This window comes from Pseudomonas tremae (assembly GCF_023278125.1).
Lineage (GTDB): Bacteria > Pseudomonadota > Gammaproteobacteria > Pseudomonadales > Pseudomonadaceae > Aquipseudomonas > Aquipseudomonas tremae.
Map to the genome: position 1 here is coordinate 2,383,845 of NZ_CP066270.1, position 18,502 is coordinate 2,402,346.

The 18,502-nt window shown below is 58.2% G+C and carries 14 protein-coding genes and 1 tRNA gene; 9 read left to right on the forward strand and 6 right to left on the reverse strand.

Annotation, left to right across the window (positions count from 1 at the left end; translation table 11 throughout):
* Positions 1-3 precede the first annotated feature (3 nt).
* Complete coding sequence (locus tag I9H09_RS10920) at positions 4-783, forward strand: substrate-binding domain-containing protein (protein WP_024689655.1); 780 nt, start codon at positions 4-6, stop codon at positions 781-783.
* Here I9H09_RS10920 and I9H09_RS10925 read toward each other — a convergent pair.
* Together I9H09_RS10925 and I9H09_RS10930 are read right to left on the reverse strand one after the other, a co-directional pair.
* Positions 769-1,677: a LysR family transcriptional regulator gene (locus tag I9H09_RS10925; protein ID WP_005892755.1), complete on the reverse strand. Its 909-nt coding sequence runs from the start codon at positions 1,675-1,677 to the stop codon at positions 769-771. The genes I9H09_RS10920 and I9H09_RS10925 overlap by 15 nt on opposite strands.
* Positions 1,678-1,867: 190 nt before the next feature.
* Positions 1,868-1,955, reverse strand: a tRNA-Ser gene (locus I9H09_RS10930).
* Positions 1,956-2,076: 121 nt separating this feature from the next.
* Between I9H09_RS10930 and I9H09_RS10935 the strand changes: the two genes are divergently transcribed.
* From I9H09_RS10935 to I9H09_RS10960, 6 genes are all read left to right on the forward strand, one after another.
* Entirely contained in the window at positions 2,077-2,748 is a 672-nt protein-coding gene (locus tag I9H09_RS10935) for a Bax inhibitor-1/YccA family protein (RefSeq protein WP_005893886.1), read from the forward strand.
* 472 nt (positions 2,749-3,220) lie between these two features.
* Positions 3,221-4,651: a serralysin family metalloprotease gene (locus I9H09_RS10940; RefSeq protein ID WP_005893887.1), complete on the forward strand. Its 1,431-nt coding sequence runs from the start codon at positions 3,221-3,223 to the stop codon at positions 4,649-4,651.
* Positions 4,652-4,710: 59 nt separating this feature from the next.
* Positions 4,711-5,094: a protease inhibitor Inh/omp19 family protein gene (locus tag I9H09_RS10945; RefSeq protein WP_054997292.1), complete on the forward strand. Its 384-nt coding sequence runs from the start codon at positions 4,711-4,713 to the stop codon at positions 5,092-5,094.
* A gap of 81 nt (positions 5,095-5,175) precedes the next feature.
* Positions 5,176-6,960 carry a type I secretion system permease/ATPase gene (locus tag I9H09_RS10950; protein WP_054997293.1) on the forward strand — a complete coding sequence of 595 codons (1,785 nt, stop codon included), beginning with the start codon at positions 5,176-5,178 and terminating at the stop codon, positions 6,958-6,960.
* Positions 6,957-8,294 carry an HlyD family type I secretion periplasmic adaptor subunit gene (locus tag I9H09_RS10955; protein ID WP_024669453.1) on the forward strand — a complete coding sequence of 446 codons (1,338 nt, stop codon included), beginning with the start codon at positions 6,957-6,959 and terminating at the stop codon, positions 8,292-8,294. Before I9H09_RS10950 ends, I9H09_RS10955 begins: the two co-directional genes overlap by 4 nt.
* Position 8,295: 1 nt before the next feature.
* Positions 8,296-9,645, forward strand: coding sequence for a TolC family outer membrane protein (locus tag I9H09_RS10960; RefSeq protein ID WP_005893893.1), 1,350 nt, complete (start codon positions 8,296-8,298; stop codon positions 9,643-9,645).
* Between the two features lie 9 nt (positions 9,646-9,654).
* On the opposite strand, the gene solA is transcribed toward I9H09_RS10960, so the two are convergent.
* The 3 genes from solA to I9H09_RS10975 all read right to left on the reverse strand — a co-directional run bounded on the left by solA (position 9,655) and on the right by I9H09_RS10975 (position 14,011).
* Positions 9,655-10,830, reverse strand: coding sequence for an N-methyl-L-tryptophan oxidase (gene solA, locus I9H09_RS10965; protein WP_122347853.1), 1,176 nt, complete (start codon positions 10,828-10,830; stop codon positions 9,655-9,657).
* A gap of 448 nt (positions 10,831-11,278) precedes the next feature.
* A complete protein-coding gene (locus I9H09_RS10970) occupies positions 11,279-12,862 on the reverse strand; it encodes an aldehyde dehydrogenase (NADP(+)) (RefSeq protein ID WP_122347852.1) in 1,584 nt (527 codons plus the stop codon).
* Between the two features lie 258 nt (positions 12,863-13,120).
* Positions 13,121-14,011, reverse strand: a complete 891-nt coding sequence (locus I9H09_RS10975; RefSeq protein ID WP_122313052.1) for a LysR family transcriptional regulator — start codon at positions 14,009-14,011, stop codon at positions 13,121-13,123.
* A 105-nt stretch (positions 14,012-14,116) separates the two neighbouring features.
* Here I9H09_RS10975 and I9H09_RS10980 point away from each other — a divergent pair, with 105 nt between their 5' ends.
* Entirely contained in the window at positions 14,117-14,656 is a 540-nt protein-coding gene (locus tag I9H09_RS10980) for a GNAT family N-acetyltransferase (RefSeq protein ID WP_024689652.1), read from the forward strand.
* A 230-nt stretch (positions 14,657-14,886) separates the two neighbouring features.
* Complete coding sequence (locus I9H09_RS10985; protein WP_005893899.1) at positions 14,887-15,531, forward strand: TetR/AcrR family transcriptional regulator; 645 nt, start codon at positions 14,887-14,889, stop codon at positions 15,529-15,531.
* Positions 15,532-15,570: 39 nt separating this feature from the next.
* On the opposite strand, the gene I9H09_RS10990 is transcribed toward I9H09_RS10985, so the two are convergent.
* Complete coding sequence (locus tag I9H09_RS10990) at positions 15,571-18,312, reverse strand: beta-glucosidase (protein WP_236502193.1); 2,742 nt, start codon at positions 18,310-18,312, stop codon at positions 15,571-15,573.
* Positions 18,313-18,502: the final 190 nt, after the last annotated feature.

The window sequence follows — 18,502 nt, forward strand, 5'->3', positions numbered from 1 at the left end:
AATATGAAAATGTTGCATAAACACTCACTGGCACTGTTGTTTCTGGGCTGCATAGCTGCCAGCGCGGCGGCTCAGGCTGAAGAACTCAAGGTCATGACATCCGGTGGCTTTACCGCTGCTTACACGTTGCTTGGTCCTCAATACGCGGCGTCTTCGGGTGACACTCTGGACACCATTCTCGGCCCGTCGATGGGCAAGGCACCCGAGGCGATTCCAAACCGTCTGGCCCGAGGTGAGCATGCCGATGTGGTGATCATGGTCGGCTATGCGCTGGATGATCTGATCAAGCAGGGCAAAGTAGATCCGGCATCGCGGGTCGAACTGGCCGATTCACGCATCGGCATGGTCGTGAAGCAGGGCGCTGCCAAGCCTTCGATCGGAACCGATAGCGAACTGAAAGACACGCTGCTCAAAGCTCGCTCGGTTGCGTATTCGGACAGCGCCAGCGGCATGTACATCGAGAAGGAGCTGTTCAAAAAGCTCGGCATTCAGCAACAGTTGGCGCCAAAGAGCAAAATGGTCGAGCGGATTCCAGTCGCCTCTGTGGTCGCGAAAGGCGACTACGAGCTGGGCTTTCAGCAGGTTGCCGAGTTGTTGCCGATTCCCGGTGTGACATTCGTGGCAAAGATCCCGGAAGACGTCCAGTCGGTTACGCGTTATGCCGCTGGCATTCCGGTCAATGCCGAGCATCCGAAGCAGGCGAAAGCGTTACTGAAGTATCTGGCATCACCTGAAGCGCAGGTTGCCGTGCAGTCGACGGGGCTGGATTCAGTTCCCGATTGATCGAGACGGCATTTTTCGCACCAGTCGCTCCAGCTCCAGCGCAGCGGGCGTCAATGTTCGCCCGCGGCGCTTGATAAGCCCGACATTGCGGACCACCTCAGGTGCGACCAATGGCACGCTTACCAGAAACGGGTGAGCGGTCATTGGCATGGCAATCGACGGCACCGCTGCCACGCCAAGCCCGGCCTCCACGAGGCCGATCATGGTTGTGACATGCCGCGTTTCACAGATGCTTTCCTTGTGCGGTCGCGAAGATGCCAGCGCCTGATCCAGCACAAGCCGGTTGCCCGACGTGATGTCCAGAGCAATGTAGTCGTGGCCATACATCTGTTCCCAGCTGACGCTTTCCTGACCGGCGAGCGGGTGATCGCGCCGGCAGGCCATCACGTAGCGCTCCTGCAGAAGCAGCTCGAACTCTACTTCCGGGGCCAGGTTGCCGCTGAAACTCACTCCGAAATCCGCCTCGCCAGAGGCAACTGCACTGTTTACCTCATTGGCGCTGGCGTCCATTACCCTGATTCTGATCTTCGGGAACAGCTCATGGAACGCGCTGATGACAGTAGGCATGAAGTAGTAGGCGGCTGACGGCACGCAGGCAATGGTGACGTTGCCCATCCTGGTCGAGCCGAGCTCGCCTATGGTCATCAAGGCAATATCCAGATCGTCCAGAATTCGCTCGACCTGCGGCAGAAAGGCACGGCCGACGGTGGTCAGGCTGACCTTGCGCGTGGTGCGTTCGAACAGTTTCACATTCAGCGCGGACTCAAGCTTTTCTATACGACGGCTGAGTGCAGGCTGGGTGATCTGCACGGTATCCGCTGCCTTGCGGAAGCTGCCGTTCTCGACCACCGCGCGAAATGCCTGGAGGTCGTTGAGGTCGAAATTGATGGGCATTGCCTGGCCAGGTTATTGATACGTGGGGGGCATCAATATATCAGACCGGGCCGGCCAGGCCTTGAAGCCGCGTAGTGCGTGTACCTGCTGCACCTCGATACGCCGGCGTCCAGTTCACGCCACCTGGCACATCGACCAAACCCCGGAAACGACAAAGCCCTGAATAATCAGGGCTTTGCGCTTTTTAATATGGCGGAGGCATAGAGATTCGAACTCTAGGACCTGTTACAGTCGGCAGTTTTCAAGACTGCTGCCTTAAACCACTCGGCCATACCTCCACTTCGTTGCGGGCGCCATAATACCGGAATGAAACAAGCTGTCAAACTCTGTGACTAGCCAGTTGCAGCGCCTCTGTTATGATCTTTGCAACTCAACATTTCAACAGGAAGGAGTTTCGCCATGCGCGAACAGGATTACAGCCTTAAAACCGGCGTGCAGGCCGACCAGCTCGAGGTTAGTCGTGTCCTGCGCAACACTTACGGTCTTCTCGCCCTGACCCTCGCTTTCAGCGGTGTCATGGCGTTTGTCGCTCAGCAGATGCGCGTCGGCTACCCGAATATCTTCGTGGTACTCATTGGCTTCTACGGTCTGTTCTTCCTGACCAACAAGCTGCGTGATTCGGTATGGGGCCTGGTTTCGACCTTCGCGCTGACCGGTTTCATGGGCTTCCTGCTGGGCCCGATCCTCAATCGTTATCTGGGCATGGCCGGTGGCGCCGAAGTCGTCAGTTCCGCTTTTGCGATGACCGCACTGGTTTTCGGCGGTCTTTCGGCCTATGTGTTGATCACGCGCAAGGACATGAGCTTCCTTGGCGGTTTCATCACGGCAGGCTTCTTCGTGCTGCTGGGTGCAGTGGTTGCCAGCATGTTCTTCCAGATCAGCGGGCTGCAACTGGCGATCAGCGCAGGTTTTGTTCTGTTCTCGTCGGTCTGCATTCTGTTTCAGACCAGCGCGATCATTCAGGGTGGCGAGCGTAACTACATCATGGCGACTGTCAGCCTGTATGTGTCGATCTACAATCTGTTCATCAGCCTGTTGCAGATCTTCGGCATCATGAGCCGCGACGACTGATCCACATGATCAAGGCGGCCTGAGTTCTCAGGCCGCTTCGCTGCGAACAAAAGCCCCGACTTGTCGGGGCTTTTGTGTTTCCGGAATTTGAAAATACAAGGTGTGCAGGTGACGTCGGGTTGTGCTGCTTTTCAGTGCGTTCGCGCGTGAGCAGGGTGGGGATGGAGCTCGTCACTTCCTTTCAAGGTCAAGCGTAAAATTTTTTTGACCGATCAGTCATTTTTATCAAGATTATTTCCTTCTTATCAGGCATTTATCGATTTTCAATCATCACTGGAAAATATACCGCGCTATTCCCCAAGGTTTGTAGGCATTTCCTTTTTTAGGCCAAGTGATATCACTCAGGAGGAGTGGACACATTTTTTCAAGGTGTGTCAGTTTTGTTACGCATCACAAGGCGAGTGGCAGGATTTCCTCGCTACAGATGGAGTCCTGTCTACCAATCTGATCTACCAGCAAACAAGGAAGTGTCATGACGAAAGTCAAAGAAAATGCTGCAATTCAACTCTCCGCCGCTACCAGTACCTCCTTCGACCAGATCAATACGTTTGCTCACCAGTACGACCGTGGCGGTAACCTCACGGTCAATGGCAAGCCTTCGTATTCGGTCGACCAGGCTGCCGATTATCTTCTTCGCGACGATGCCGCCTGGGCGGATCGCGACGGGAACGGCACCATCAACCTCACTTATACCTTCCTGACCGCCAAACCCGCCGGGTTCAACAATTCTCTGGGGACTTTCAGCGCGTTCAACGCGCAACAGAAAGCCCAAGCAGTGCTGTCGATGCAATCGTGGGCGGATGTCGCCAAAGTCAGCTTCACCCAGGCTGCTTCCGGCGGCGACGGGCACATGACGTTTGGCAACTACAGTGACGGCAACGCAGGCGGGGCAGCGTTCGCTTACCTGCCAAGTGGCAACAGTCGCACTGACGGTCAGTCCTGGTACCTTGTTGATAACAGCTACAAGCTCAATACAACCCCGGACAATGGCAACTATGGTCGTCATACCCTGACCCACGAAATCGGCCATACGCTGGGCCTGTCTCACCCTGGCGACTACAATGCTGGCGAAGGCAACCCAGCCTACAAGGATGCAAGCTACGCAGAAGATACGCTTGGCTATAGCGTCATGAGTTACTGGAGTGAGTCCAACACCGACCAGAACTTCGTCAAGGGTGGCGCTCCGGCTTACTCATCGGGGCCGCAGCTGGACGATATTGCTGCTGTACAGCAGCTCTATGGGGCAAACATGAGCACCCGTGCCGGTGATACGGTTTATGGTTTCAACTCCACTGCCGGGCGTGATTTTTATAGCGCCACATCAGCAGCTTCCAAAGTGGTGTTCTCGGTATGGGACGGCGGGGGCAAGGATACCCTCGACTTCTCGGGGTTCACCCAGAACCAGAAGATCAACCTCAATGCAGCCTCGTTCTCGGACGTTGGCGGCATGGTGGGTAACGTCTCCATTGCGAAAGGCGTTGTGGTCGAAAACGCCGTGGGTGGTTCGGGCAATGACCTGTTGATCGGCAATGCGGCCGCAAACGATCTGAAAGGCGGCGCCGGCAATGACATCATCTACGGTGGTGCCGGCGCGGACAGCCTGACAGGTGGCGCAGGTGCCGACGTGTTTGTGTTCGGTGCAAGCTCCGATTCCAATCGGGCTGCTCAGGATACGATTCGTGACTTTGTCAGCGGTCAGGACAAAATCGACGTTTCGGCCATTTCCACACTGAGCGCGCTGCAGTTCGTCAACGCATTCAGCGGTCATGCCGGCGAAGCGATCCTGAACTACAACCAGAGCAGTAACCTGGGTAGCCTGGCCATCGACTTCACTGGGCAGGGCTTGGGCGATTTCCTCGTGGGGACTGTTGGTCAAGCGTTTGCCACTGATATCGTGGTTTAATCTGTAACAATCATGGGCGACTGTATGCAGTTGCCCATGATCTGGAATGCACCCCCATCATGAAGATCAATCACTTTGTTCGAATCGTGCCACTCGCTTTTGCGTTGCTGGTGGGGATTTCTGGAGCAAGCATGGCCATGAGTTTGAAACTGCCCGATCCTGCCGAACTCAGCGGCAAGTGGCGACTTTCTCTTGAGGGAAAGGCGGGTGATCGCTGTGAGCTGCAACTGAATACCGAAATACCGCAACTGGGCGGTGAGCTTGCCTGCGCTGCAAAGTGGTTGCACGGCACACCTGCGGGCTGGTTTCCGACCCCGGATGGTCTGGCTTTTACCGACAAGGAAGGCAATCGCCTGATCCACCTCAATAACATGGGGGAGCAGATCTACCAGGCGCGTCTGCCCGACGGCGAAGTGCTGATCCTTGGACGGCTCGCCGATTAAGCGTTTCATGAACGGACGCGAGTTGTTTGACAAAATCCAGGGATGCCACCCCGCCGCAAGCAAGACCATCAAGGAACCATCATGAGTGCGTTGCCCCAAAGCGCCCGACCGCCGCTTTATAAAGCGCTGGCCGATTACAAAAGCGCGTTGATCGCTGTCGGTTGTTTCACCGCGCTGATCAACGTGTTGATGCTCGCCCCGTCGATTTACATGTTGCAAGTCTATGACCGCGTATTGACGTCACAGAACCAGACCACGCTGGCCATGCTGACCCTGATGGTGGTCGGTTTCTTCGCATTCATAGGGCTGCTGGAGATGATTCGCAGCTTTGTGGTGATCCGCATTGGCAGCGAGCTGGAACGGCGTTTCAACCTGCGCGTCTATCAGGCCGCGTTCGAGAGCAACCTGCATGCCGGACAACGGCAGGCAGGGCAGGCGCTGGGCGACCTGACTTTCATTCGGCAGTTTCTCACTGGTCCTGCGCTGTTCGCGTTCTTCGACGCTCCTTGGTTTCCAATTTATCTGGCGGTCATTTTCCTTTTTGACCCTTGGCTGGGTGTGCTGGCCTGTGTCGGCACCGTGCTGTTGGTGGGGCTGGCCTGTCTTAACGAGTGGCTGACCCGCAAGCCTCTGGCCGAGGCCAGCGGTTACTCGCAGCAATCTGCGCAGTTGGCAACCCGCCATCTGCAACAGGCCGAGGCCATTCAGGCCATGGGTATGCTGGAAGCGTTGCGACGTCGCTGGTTCAACGTTCACGGCCGTTTTCTGGCCTTGCAGAACCGCGCCAGCGACACAGGCGCGGTGATCAGCTCGATCAGCAAGGCGCTGCGCCTTTGTCTGCAATCGCTGGTGCTGGGACTGGGTGCATTGCTGGTGATTCAGGGTGAGATGACAGCGGGCATGATGATTGCCGGCTCGATACTGATGGGTCGTGTGCTCAGCCCGATCGATCAGCTTATTGCCGTCTGGAAACAGTGGAGTTCCGCGCGTCTGGCCTACGGACGTCTTGACCAGTTGCTCAAGACCTATGCCGAGCCTGTCCCGCGCATGGCGTTGCCGACGCCGCGCGGTCAGATCAGTGCGGAGCAGGTCAGCGCTGCGCCTCCGGGCCATACCTCGGCCACGGTTCAACAGGTGAGCTTCCAGTTGCAGGCCGGTGAAGTACTCGGCGTGCTCGGTGCTTCCGGGTCCGGCAAGTCAACGCTTGCCCGCGTATTGGTCGGGGTCTGGCCAGCGCTGGGCGGAACTGTGCGGCTGGACGGTGCCGATATGCATCGCCTGGAGCGCGAGGCGCTTGGACCCTTCATCGGTTATCTGCCGCAGGATATCGAGCTGTTCGGCGGCACTGTGGCAGAGAATATCGCGCGTTTCCGTGAAGGCGATGCCAGTGCAGTGGTGGCTGCAGCACAATTGGCGGGGGTGCATGAGTTGATTCTGCGCTTGCCGCAAGGTTATGACACCCGGCTTGGCGATGATGGCGGCGGCTTGTCCGGCGGACAGAAGCAGCGCGTTGCGCTGGCCCGTGCGTTGTACGGCGATCCCAGACTGGTGGTGCTCGATGAGCCCAACTCCAATCTGGACGCTGCAGGCGAAGCGGCCCTGACCCAGGCTATTGGTGAGCTCAAGGCGCGCGGTTGTACAGTTGTTCTGGTCACCCACCGCACGCTCTCTCTTAACCAGACAGATCGGTTGCTGGTGCTGAGCGAAGGCCGCATGCAGGCCTTTGGCCCTACGGCTCAGGTGTTGCAGGCCTTGTCGGGGCAGGCGACACCCAGCCAGGCAGTACAACCGCAACCTCGCTCGGCACCTGCCGGGCTTACCATGAGCCGTCAGTACGGCACCCAGAACAGGCAGTCCGACGTATGAGCAGCCCTCTCGACAATCATTATGCGGTGCCTGGCAAGGAACGCGGCGTGCAGTTCTTTGTTCGCGCGGGCTGGATTCTCATGTTGGCCGGAGCGGGCAGTTTCTTTCTTTGGGCCAGTCTCGCGCCATTGGACCAGGGCATTGCCGTGCAGGGCACGGTTGTCGTGTCGGGTAAGCGCAAGGCTGTGCAGTCGCTGGATGGCGGCGTGGTGAGCAAAATTCTGGTCAGCGAGGGCCAGACGGTGAAAGAGGGCGAGCCGCTGTTTCGACTTGATCAGACTCAGGTCGAGGCTGACGTGCAATCGCTGCGTGCGCAGTACCGAATGGCGTGGGCCAGCCTGGCCCGCTGGCAGAGCGAGCGTGACAATCTGGAGCAGATAGACTTTCCCGCCGAACTCATCGCAGCCGGGCAGGGCAAAGACCCCGACCCTCGTCTGGCTCTGGTACTCGAAGGTCAGCGGCAATTGTTCAGCAGCCGTCGGCAGGCTCTGGCTCGCGAGCAGGCCGGTTTGCAGGCCAGCATCGAAGGTGCTGGCCTGCAGCTCGCAGGCATGCGCCGCGCGCGCTCGGACCTGCTGGCTCAGGCCGACTCGTTGCGACAGCAGTTGAGCAATCTGGAGCCCCTCGCACAAAATGGTTTCATTCCGGGCAACCGCCTTCTGGAGTTCCAGCGCCAGTTGTCTCAGGTACAGCAGAGCCTGGCGCAGAATGCAGGCGATACCGGACGGATAGAGCAGAGCATCGTCGAGTCGCGGTTGCGTATACAGCAACAGCGCGAGGAGTATCAGAAAGAAGTGCGCAGCCAATGGGCCGACGCTCAGGTCAAGGCGCTGACCCTTGAGCAGCAACTGGCCTCGGCCGGTTTCAGTCTGCAGCACAGCGCCATTCTTGCGCCTGCCGACGGTATTGCCGTCAACCTCGGGGTACACACTGAAGGCGCGGTGGTGCGTGCAGGCGAGACCCTGCTGGAAATCGTCCCGCAAGGCACGCGGCTGGAGGTCGAAGGACGTCTGCCGGTGCAGTTGATCGACAAGGTCGCCAGCCATTTGCCGGTCGATATCCTGTTCACCGCGTTCAATCAGAGCCGTACACCTAGGGTGTCAGGCGAAGTGAGCCTGGTTTCCGCCGATCAGATGCAGGATGAAAAAACCGGGCAACCGTATTACGTGTTGCGCACCTCTGTGGGCGATGCCGCCCTGGAAAAACTCAATGGCCTGGTGATCAAACCGGGAATGCCCGCTGAAATGTTTGTGCGCACAGGCGAGCGCTCGTTGCTCAATTATTTGTTCAAGCCGCTGCTGGACCGCGCCGGTTCCGCGTTGACGGAGGAATAGGATGTTTGGTTATCCTCTGAAAGCCGCGTTGCTGACCGCTGTTCTGATAGGCGTTGCACCGATGGCTCATGCGATCGGGCCTTTTCAGGTCTACGAGCTGGCGCTTCGCAACGACCCGACTTACCTCGGTGCCCTCAAGGAACGTGACGCGGGCCTGGAAAACCGGGTGATCGGTCGAGCAGGATTGTTGCCTCGTGTGTCGTACAGCTACAACAAAGGGCGCAACGATTCAAAGGCCACAGTCAAAGGCGCCCGCGACGACACCACCGACCATCGTCATTACAACAGTTTTGGTTCAAGCCTGATGATCCAGCAACCGCTGATCGACTACGCAGCTTATGCCAATTACCGCAAAGGCCTGGCTCAGGCGTTGTTCGCCGACGAAACCTTTCGCAGCAAGAGCCAGGAGTTACTGGTGCGGGTGCTGACGCTCTACACCGATGCGTTGTTCGCTCAGGACCAGATCAACATCGCACGCGCCAAGCAGCAAGCGTTCGAGCGACAGTTTGCGCAGAACAAGCAGATGTTTCAGCAAGGCGAGGGCACCCGCACCGACATCCTCGAAGCGGAGTCGCGCAACGAGCTGGCGATTGCCGAACAGATCGAAGCCAGTGATGAGCAGGACGCAGCCTTGCGTGAGCTCGCTGCATTGCTGGGGGAACCGGGTATTGATATTGATCAGCTGGAGCCGCTGAGGGACAACTTCCAGGCCCTGGTGCTGGCACCTTCCAGCTTTACCGAGTGGCATGCATTGGCGATGGCCAACAGCCCGATTCTGGCATCGCAGCGTCAGTCGCTGGAAGTGGCGCGCTACGAGGTCGAGCGCAACCGCGCCGGTCACCTGCCAACGGTGAATGCCTACGCGAGTATTCGCCAGAACGAGTCCGACAGCGGCAATACTTATAATCAGCGCTACGACACCAACACTGTCGGTATCGAGCTGAGCCTGCCGCTGTACGCCGGGGGCGGCACCAGTGCCTCTGTACGCCAGGCCAACAGCAAGCGCGAGCAGGCTGAATACGAGCTGGACGGCAAGACGCGAGAAACCCTGATCGAGCTGCGGCGGCAGTTCAATGCCTGTGCGTCGGGAGTGAGCAAGTTACGCGCTTACCAGAAAGCACTGGTCTCGGCTCAGGCATTGGTCGAATCGACTCGGCAAAGCATTCTTGGTGGCGAACGCATCAGCCTGGACGCGCTCAACGCCGAACAGCAGCTCTACAGCACCCGTCGCGATCTGGCGAAAGCCCGTTACGACTATTTGATGGCCTGGATCAAATTGCATTACTACGCGGGCACGTTGCGCGACACTGACTTGGCGCGCATTGACGAGGCGTTCGTGATGACGCGCTGAGCTCTTTGCTCAAGCCTGCCTGGTGAAGCGTCGCAGCGAGAAAGCCGAAAGGTCTGCTTCGCTCTCGCCGTCAATACAGCGTTGCGCCAAGGCCAGGCCGAGCGCTGCCGAGTGCTTGAAGCCATGCCCGGAGCAGGCTGAGACCACCGTCACGTTTTTCAGGCGCGGATGCTCGTCAATAATGAAGTGATAGTCCAGTGTGACGGTGTAGGCGCAGACTGCCGACTTGGCTACCGTTGGTGCAAGACCGGCGACCTTTCCCTGAACCTGCGTTTGAAACATGTCCTGCACCTCCTGCGCTGTAAGGGTTCGATCCAGTTCGCTTGCGGCTGAGGCATGCATGTACTGCTCGGTGGCGATCTTCATGCTGTGCTCGCCGGGCAGGGGCGGAAAACCATAGTTCACGTCTGCGTCACCCGGCCCGTGAATCATGATGAAGCTGGGCGAGGCCGGAGCAAAAACGGCGTCTTTCTGTAAGTCGAACCAGAACAGAGTCTGTCGACAGACCCTCAGCAGGTCGCTGAAAGGCGCGCCCAGCAAGTCCGCCGACCACATGCCTGCGCTGACCACCACTTTGTCGGCGATGATCAAGCCCTTGTCTGTGCTGATCCGCACCTGATCGCCGTGGTTTTGTAACGTCGTGACTGTCTCGTTCATCCGCAATCGCGCCCCGAGTTGCCTGGCCAGCCTGAGCTGCACGGCGATGCACCGCTCTGGCCGAACGAACCCGCCACCCGGTTCGAAGTAGCCAACGGCCGTGTCCAGGACCGGCGAGAACTGCGGGAAGCGCTCGCGAATGTCGACCGCTGTCAGCACTTCATGCTCTATACCATTGGCCCGGGCCAAGGCGATGGTCTTGTGGGTGAAGTCTTCGCTGTCGTCAGGGTCGTAAGTCGGGCTGGATGTCATTACCAACACGCCGCATTGCTCGAACAGTGATTCGCCGGTCATGGCTTCGAGTTCGCGCCAGATCGTCTGGGAGCGGCGCACCAGCGGCAGGTATTGCTCACCTTCGCCCGCCGAGAGGCGGGTAATGCGCGTATCGCCGTGGCTGGACCCCAAGGTGTGGGGTGGCTCGTAGCGATCGAGACCGATCACGTCAATGCCGGCTTTGGCGAGCTGGTAGACAGTGGCTGCCCCCATGGCACCCAAGCCAAGCACGGCTACCTTGCAGCGCTGTTCCATCTTTCGTCTACCTCGAAAAAAGCAAGCATTTCAGGGGGATGGGTGTTTTGAATCAACAGTCAATAATGCTAAAGCATATGTCAAAGCGCAGTCGCCGTGCGCTGTGCAGATTTCGACAATCGCCAAAAAATTTACGCTTGCACTGCCCAAGGTTTTTAAGTTCCGGAATCGATGAAAAGTTGTCCACGGAAATCGTGGGTATGTCTGTGGGTAACTTTTTGAAACCCTTGTTGCACGTGGCTTACAGTCGTGTGGTTATTTTATGAACAGCCTGTGAAACGCACCTGTATGGTGCCGCAGACAGGTTGAAAAACAGGCGTGCCAGCGGCGACTGAACGCACAAAAACGAAATATTTTGGCTGGATGAGCGATCATTTTTTCATAAAAAAAACGGCGCCACCTTGTTCAGGTGGCGCCGCTTTTCGTCTCAGACGTTACAACTCAGCCATTACACGACAGGCTGATCACTCCACTCACCGTTGACCAAGCGACGCAAGCCCAGCGGGTTGGCGTTCTGCAGAGCAGGTGGCAACTGGCTGTCGGCGAGGTTCTGGTAGCAGACCGGGCGCAGGAAGCGATCGATGGCCAGAGTACCTACCGAGGTACCACGTGCATCCGAGGTTGCCGGGTAAGGACCACCGTGGACCATCGCTTCGCATACCTCCACACCGGTCGGGTAACCGTTGAACAGGATGCGACCGACTTTTTCTTCCAGAATAGGCTGCAGCCAGTTGTATTGGCTGAGGTCAGCCGGTTCACCGATCACGGTAGCAGTCAGCTGTCCGCGCAAGGCCTGCAAGGCATCTTTAAGCTGTGCATCGTCAGCAACTTCGATGATCAGCGTGGTCGGGCCGAAGACTTCTTCCTGCAACAACTGATCGCCATTGAGTAGCAGGCTGACGTCCGCCTTGAACAGCTGTGCCTGAGCCTGCTTGCCTTCCTGCGGCTTGCCGGCCAGGTGCGTAACGCCAGCGTGCGACAACAGATGCTCGACGCCCTTGCTGTAGCTACGCAGACCGCCTGCGTTGAGCATGGTCTGAGGTGCCTGACTGCCCATCTGTTCAGTGAGCTGTTCCACAAAAGTCGTGAACGCAGGAGAGCGCAGACCGATGACGACGCCCGGGTTGGTGCAGAATTGACCGGCACCCATCACGACAGAACCTGCAAGCTCCTTGGCCACGGTTTCTGAACGGGCCTGAAGGGCGCCGGGCAGAATGACGACAGGGTTGATGCTGGACATCTCGGCGAACACCGGAATAGGTTGCGGACGCTCGGCGGCCATTTTGCACAGGGCATTGCCGCCATTCAGCGAGCCGGTAAAGCCGACCGCCTGAATGGCCGGGTGCTTGACCAGACCTTCGCCGACGCCGTTGCCGAAGATCATGTTGAACACACCTTTCGGCATCTTGGTGCGCTCTGCGGCGCGGATGATGGCACTGGCTACCAGATCGGCAGTCGCCATGTGGCCGCTGTGAGCCTTGAAGACGACCGGGCAACCGGCGGCCAGTGCGGCAGCGGTATCACCGCCAGCAGTAGAGAAGGCCAGCGGAAAGTTGCTGGCGCCAAACACGGCAACCGGGCCTACGCCTATGCGGTATTGGCGAAGGTCCACGCGCGGCAGCGGTTTGCGGTCCGGCAGGGCGAGATCGATGCGAGCACCGACAAAATCACCACGGCGCAGCACTTTGGCGAACAAGCGCATCTGGCCGCTCGTGCGACCGCGCTCACCTTGAATTCGAGCCTGTGGCAGCGCGGTTTCCTGGCAGACAATAGCGACGAAATCATCGCCCAACTGATCGAGTTCGTCGGCAATGGCGTCGAGGAACTCGGCGCGGCGGGCCGGGCTCAGCTGACGAAACTCAGGAAAAGCTGCTTTGGCAGCAAGGGCAGCAGCATCGATTTCGCCGTCGGTGGCCTGGTGGAAGCTGTAGGGCAACTCTTCACCAGTGGTTGCATCCAGGCTCTTTTGCAGGCTTTGGCCGAGGTCACTGCGGCCGCCTGCGATAAAGTTCTGGCCAAGAATGTTAGGCATCGGTATCTCCTGTTGTTTGATGTTAGAGGCGGGTACGAAGGCTCCGGACCGTGCGCTCCTTATGGGTTGCCGAGTTGCTTTGCGGGTGACGGTGTTGCGGCATCTGAGAAGCCGGCCGCAATCATGTTCCATGAATTAGTGGGCAGTCATCGTACAACCTGATTCGATGCCTATGCAACTGCCGGGCGATTCTGCCGCCGGCAATGCGCCTGCCGTTACCGCGTATCAACACGATCATGCGCTTATGGTGATACGTCTTCATGAACCTTTCAGGCGTTGTAGTGCATCCAGCACTTGACGCAGGGGTTTGCTGAGCGGCTTGTCCTGGCGCACCACAATGCCCAGAGTACGGCTTAAACCGGGCGTCAGCGAATGCACCTGCAGCCCGCGACGGTGATGGACGGCAGCGACGGCCATGCGCGGCACGATGCTATAGCCCAAACCTGCAGCTACCATTTCCTTGATCGCCTCGATGCTACCGAGTTCCATCACAGGCTTGACGCGAATCCCTGACTGCAAAAACCACTCGTTGATCAGCAGACGCGTACTGCTCCCGGCTTCGAACACCACCAGAGGCAGCGGGTCAAGGTTCTGGGGTGTCATTCCGGTGTCGGGTAGAGACTGGCTGGTGGCAAAGATCGCCACGAATTCATCGTCGAGCAAGGGGCTGATGTCCAGGCTGCGTCCGGCTGCGGGGAGGGTGACCAGCGCAAGGTCCAGACGGTTTTCCTCGACTGCTTTAAGGATGCCATCTGTGTTGCCGGTGCTGACCCGCACATCCAGATCGGGAAAGCGCAGGCGCAGGGCTCGCAACAGAGGCGGCAACAAGTGGATACAGGCGGTCGCGCCGGTGCCGATGGAGACTTGCCCTGCAACGCCGCTGGCGTGACTGGACAAATCCAGCAAAGCCTCCTCGACCACAGCCTCGATGCGCACGATGTGCTCCAGCAGTGCCTTGCCGGCAGACGTCGGTTTAAGACGTTTGCCCACGCGCTCGATCAATTGCAGGTTCAATTGATCTTCCAGCTGGCGTACTTGCAGGCTCACGGCAGGCTGAGTCAGGTGCAGATGCTCGGCGGCGACAGAAAAACTGCCATGAGCGATGACCAGCGAAAACGTATGCAGATGGTTTAGATTCAGTCGGCGCATGGCAAAGTATTTCTTATGCTGTCGATGAAAAATCATAGCTTTTTTAATGTCGTAGCGGGCGGCATGATTACCATCTTCTACCCAGACCTGCCCAAGAGCCCTGTGATGATCCCGAAACTTATGCTGCGTGACGCCCTCGACGACGACATGCCTGCCGTCCAGACGATTTACGCCGACCATGTGCTGCACGGTATTTCCAGTTTCGAGCTGGAACCCCCGAGCCTTGCCGAGCTGTTGCAGCGTCGCGCGCAGGTGCTCGCCAAAGGCCTGCCGTATCTGGTCGCCGAGCATGCGGGAGAGGTGGTGGGCTATGGCTACGTCACGCCTTATCGACCTCGTCCTGCCTACCGCTTCACTGTCGAAGATTCGGTGTATGTACGTGCTGGCATGGGCGGGCTGGGTATCGGTCATGCGCTGCTGGGCGAGCTGATCAAACGGTGCGAAACGGGTGGCTGGCGGCAGATGATCGCGGTGATCGGCAACAGCGAAAACATCGCCTCGTTGCGCTTGCACGAGCGAATGGACTTTCGCCGGGTGGGGGTCTTCGAGTCGGTAGGGTTCAAGCACGGTCGTTGGGTGGACACCGTGTTGATGCAGAGGGCGTTGGGCGATGGCTCATGCAGCAGGCCTGGAGACCAGGCGTAGGGGTGAAGGGCAGGGAACTGCCTAGCCTGACGGCTCGCGTCGCTGATCAGTCGCCTGAGTTTTCTGAATGCCGGGGCTTTCGAGCTTCTGCCTGATGCGGCCAATGGGTTGCAATTTTGCGCCCACGCCACTGTAATACGTCAATAAATTGTCTGACAATCAGGTTTGTTGGCGTTGCCAGAGGCGTTCTGAATGGTTAGGGTATGCGGCTGTTGAAGAAGGAGCCCGATATGACTCGGCATGAACCCATGGAAACGGGAGCGGTAGCCATCCGACAGCGGCGTGCGCCCAAAGGCGAGAAACGTCGCGAAGAGTTGCTGGACGCCGCGTTGCAGATATTTTCCCTTGAGGGTTACACCGGCGCATCTGTCGCCAAGGTGGCGGCTATCGTCGGAATCTCCGTCGCGGGTTTGCTGCACCACTTTCCGAGCAAGATCTCATTGTTGATGGGGGTGCTGGAGCGCCGTGATCAGGTCAACGCCCGGATTGCTGCCGAAGTCCGTACTGAAAACTCATTGACCGGCCTGCTCAACGGGCTGCGTGCGATCAATCGCTCCAATGCCACTGCACCGGGTGTAGTGCGTGCCTTTTCCATCCTCAACGCCGAAAGCCTGCTGGACAACCAGCCTGCCTATGAGTGGTTTCAGACGCGCTACGAGCGTATCCATGCGCATTTGTTGAGTCAGTTTTCGGAATTGGTGGAACGAGGGGAAGTGCGAGCGGATGTGGATGTGTCAAAGGTGATCCAGCAGATCCTGGCCATGATGGATGGCTTGCAGATTCAGTGGTTACGCTTTCCCGACCAACTGGATCTGGTCGAGTGTTTCGATGCCTACATTGCGCAGGTCGATGCAGCGGTAAGGGCTCGTCCCTGAGCCTTTGTTCGTCCGTTTTTCAGTCAGTCAGCGTGATGCTTACTCGACGGTCTGCTTGAACACACCGCCAGTCTTGACCGGTGGCTTCTCGACCAGAACCGAGTTCAGTGCTGAACGTGGCAGCGGGTTGCTGCTGGTGGTCGACAGTTCCTGACGGAACGAGTTGACCAGCTTGGCGTTCAGGCGGACGTCTTGCGACGAGGCACCGAGCGAGATGTTGAAGGTGTCGGCGTCGACCACCCACTGCTTGCTCTTCTCGTCGAAGTAGGCCAGCGAGCGATCATTCAGCTCGATGGTCACGCGCTTGCTTTCACCCGGCTTGAGGAACACCTTCTTGTAGCCTTTGAGTTCCTTGATCGGACGCTCGACTTTCGGGTTCTGCTGACCAACGTACAGCTGCGCAACTTCCGAACCGCCCACCTTGCCAGTGTTGGTCAGGTCGAACGACACCTTGATCGGCGTATTGCCCACTGCAACGCCCGGCGTGACCTTGATGTTGCTGTAACCGAAGGTGGTGTACGACAGGCCGTAACCGAACGGGTAGAGAGGCTTGATGCCTTTCTTCTCGTAACCGCGATAACCCAGCATCAGGTCATCCTTGTAATCCATGTCGGTCAGAGTGTTCTGATTGTCGAATTTCGGGAAGGATGCGTAGACAGGGTTGTCTTCGATATTGCGTTCGATACTGATCGGCAGCTTGCCCGACGGGTTGACTTTGCCGAACAGAATCTCGGCCAGCGCCTGACCACCGTTCTGGCCCGGGTAGAAGGCGTGCAGAGCTACCGGAACCTGTTCGATCCAGTCGCTCATCTTCAGACCGGTACCGCCGTACATGGTCACCACGGTGTTCGGGTTGACCTTGGCGATGTTCTGGATGAGCTCGTTCTGGAACTCAGGCAGATCGAAGCTGTGGTCGAAACCTTCACCTTCGTATTCGCTGCTGTTACCGACGGCAACCACGACGGCGTCGTAGCCGGACAGGTCCTGCGGCGCGTTCAGCGAAGCCGAGCTCAACTGTACGCCCACCAGGCCGCCCATGGTCGACAGGTAGCCTGCACGACGCGAGTACTCGAGCTTCACGTCATAGGACTGGCCCGCTTCCAGATTGACCTTGGCGAACTCTGGAATGGTTGGCGGGATGCTGTTGCCCGGCAATGGCTTGCCTTCACCGTTGTCGATGATTTTCTTGCCATTGACCCAAAGGCGCACAGCACCGTCGGCGCGAACCTTGAACACCTGCTCGCCGCTCTGGGTCGGGGTGATCTTGCCGGTGTAGCGGATCGATGTCGACGAAGTATCGCCATTCAGCTGGCTAGCGGTCGAACCTTTGCTGGTGTACGGATCGGACGTCGAGGTGTTGCTTTCGAACGGCAGGTTCTTGTCGTTGGCCCAGTCCAGATCAACGTGTTTTTCGGTACGGGTGACCGCTGCATCGCCGGACCAGCTGGTGTTGCTGAAGTACTCGGCTTTCATGCCTTGAACTTCGTTGCCAGCGGTGTCGGTGGTGGTCCAGGCAGAGGTGCTCGGATCCAGCGACAGCCCGTCGATGAACTCGACCTTGGCGTTAGGTGCCATTTGCTGCAGGCCGCTCAGCTCGCTGACGTAATGGCTGGCCATAACGTTGGCGCTGCCGAAACCGGTAGGCGGTGCGTATTTTGCCAAGGTGCCGACCACGGCGATTTTCTTGACTTTCTGCTTGTCCAGCGGCAGCAGGTTGTCCTGGTTCTTCAGCAGCACGATACCTTCACGCGCAGCATTCAGAGCAACCTTGTTGCTGGTCGAGCTGTTCATGTTGTGGGTGGTCAGCGGTGCTTTGCTGTCGAACTTGTACAGGTAGATCTGCTTGAGGATGCGGCGCACCTTGTCATCGATGGTCGCAGCGCTCAGGTCACCGGCGTCCAGATGCGGCTTCAGCACGGAGCTGTTCATCTGGTAGCCCATCATGTCCAGGTCGGTACCGGCACGAGCAGCGTTGAAGCCGTGAACCACGGCGTTGTAGTCGCTCTGTACAAAGCCCTTGTAGCCCCATTCCTTCTTCAGGATCTGGGCGATCAGGTGCTCGCTTTCGCAAGCGAACTCACCGTTCACCTTCTGGAAGGCGCACATCATCATCGCAACGTTGCCGTTTTTCGAGGACGATTCGAAAGCAGGCAGCGACATTTCGCGCAGAACGCGTTCGCTCATCTTCTGGTCGAGATTGAAGCGGTTGCTTTCCTGGTCGTTGGCTGCGTAGTGCTTGGCGTTGGCCCACACACCACGAGACTGGATACCGTTGATCACGCCCGGTGCCAGGCTGGCGCCCAGGAACGGGTCTTCGCCGGAGAGGTATTCGAATGCACGGCCGCCATAAGGCATGCGGTACAGGTTGACGCCGGGGCCAGTGATGAACTGGTAACCGCCGGTGGCAGTGTCATAGCCGAGTGCGCGACCCAGGTCGATGGCACGACGCGGGTTCCAGGTGGCTGCCAGGTTAGGACCGGACGGATAGACCACGCCTTGATCGTTGCCTTCGCTGGTGTAACGCACACCGACGCCGCCATCGGCGCCGTGGATCTGCGGAACGCCATAGTTGGTCAGTGGCTTGACGTCCCAGCCGCCGGTGCCGCCGATGTAGGCCAGCTTTTCTTCCATGGTCATCTTGGCCAGGGTCTTTTGCGCGGCTTTTTCAGCGCGATCTTCACGACCCTGCTGCACGGTCGCGTCAGCGGCGTACACCTGCGAAACCGCCAACGCGAGCAAGGCCAGAGCCGAGTGCGCGCCTATCATCTTTCGTTTGTTCATGCTGTTCTCCAACGGTATTTAGAATAACTGTTTGCCCGCGCTTACACGCCGGTTTAATGCGTCACAACTTGCCCATCGGCGTTTAATATTTTTTCAGGCAACGGTCATCCGTTATCGCGTTTTACCCCTGTTTGAAGGGGGCGATACAGGTCCGCTTAGTTAACACTTTTCTTTTAAATTGTTATGTTTT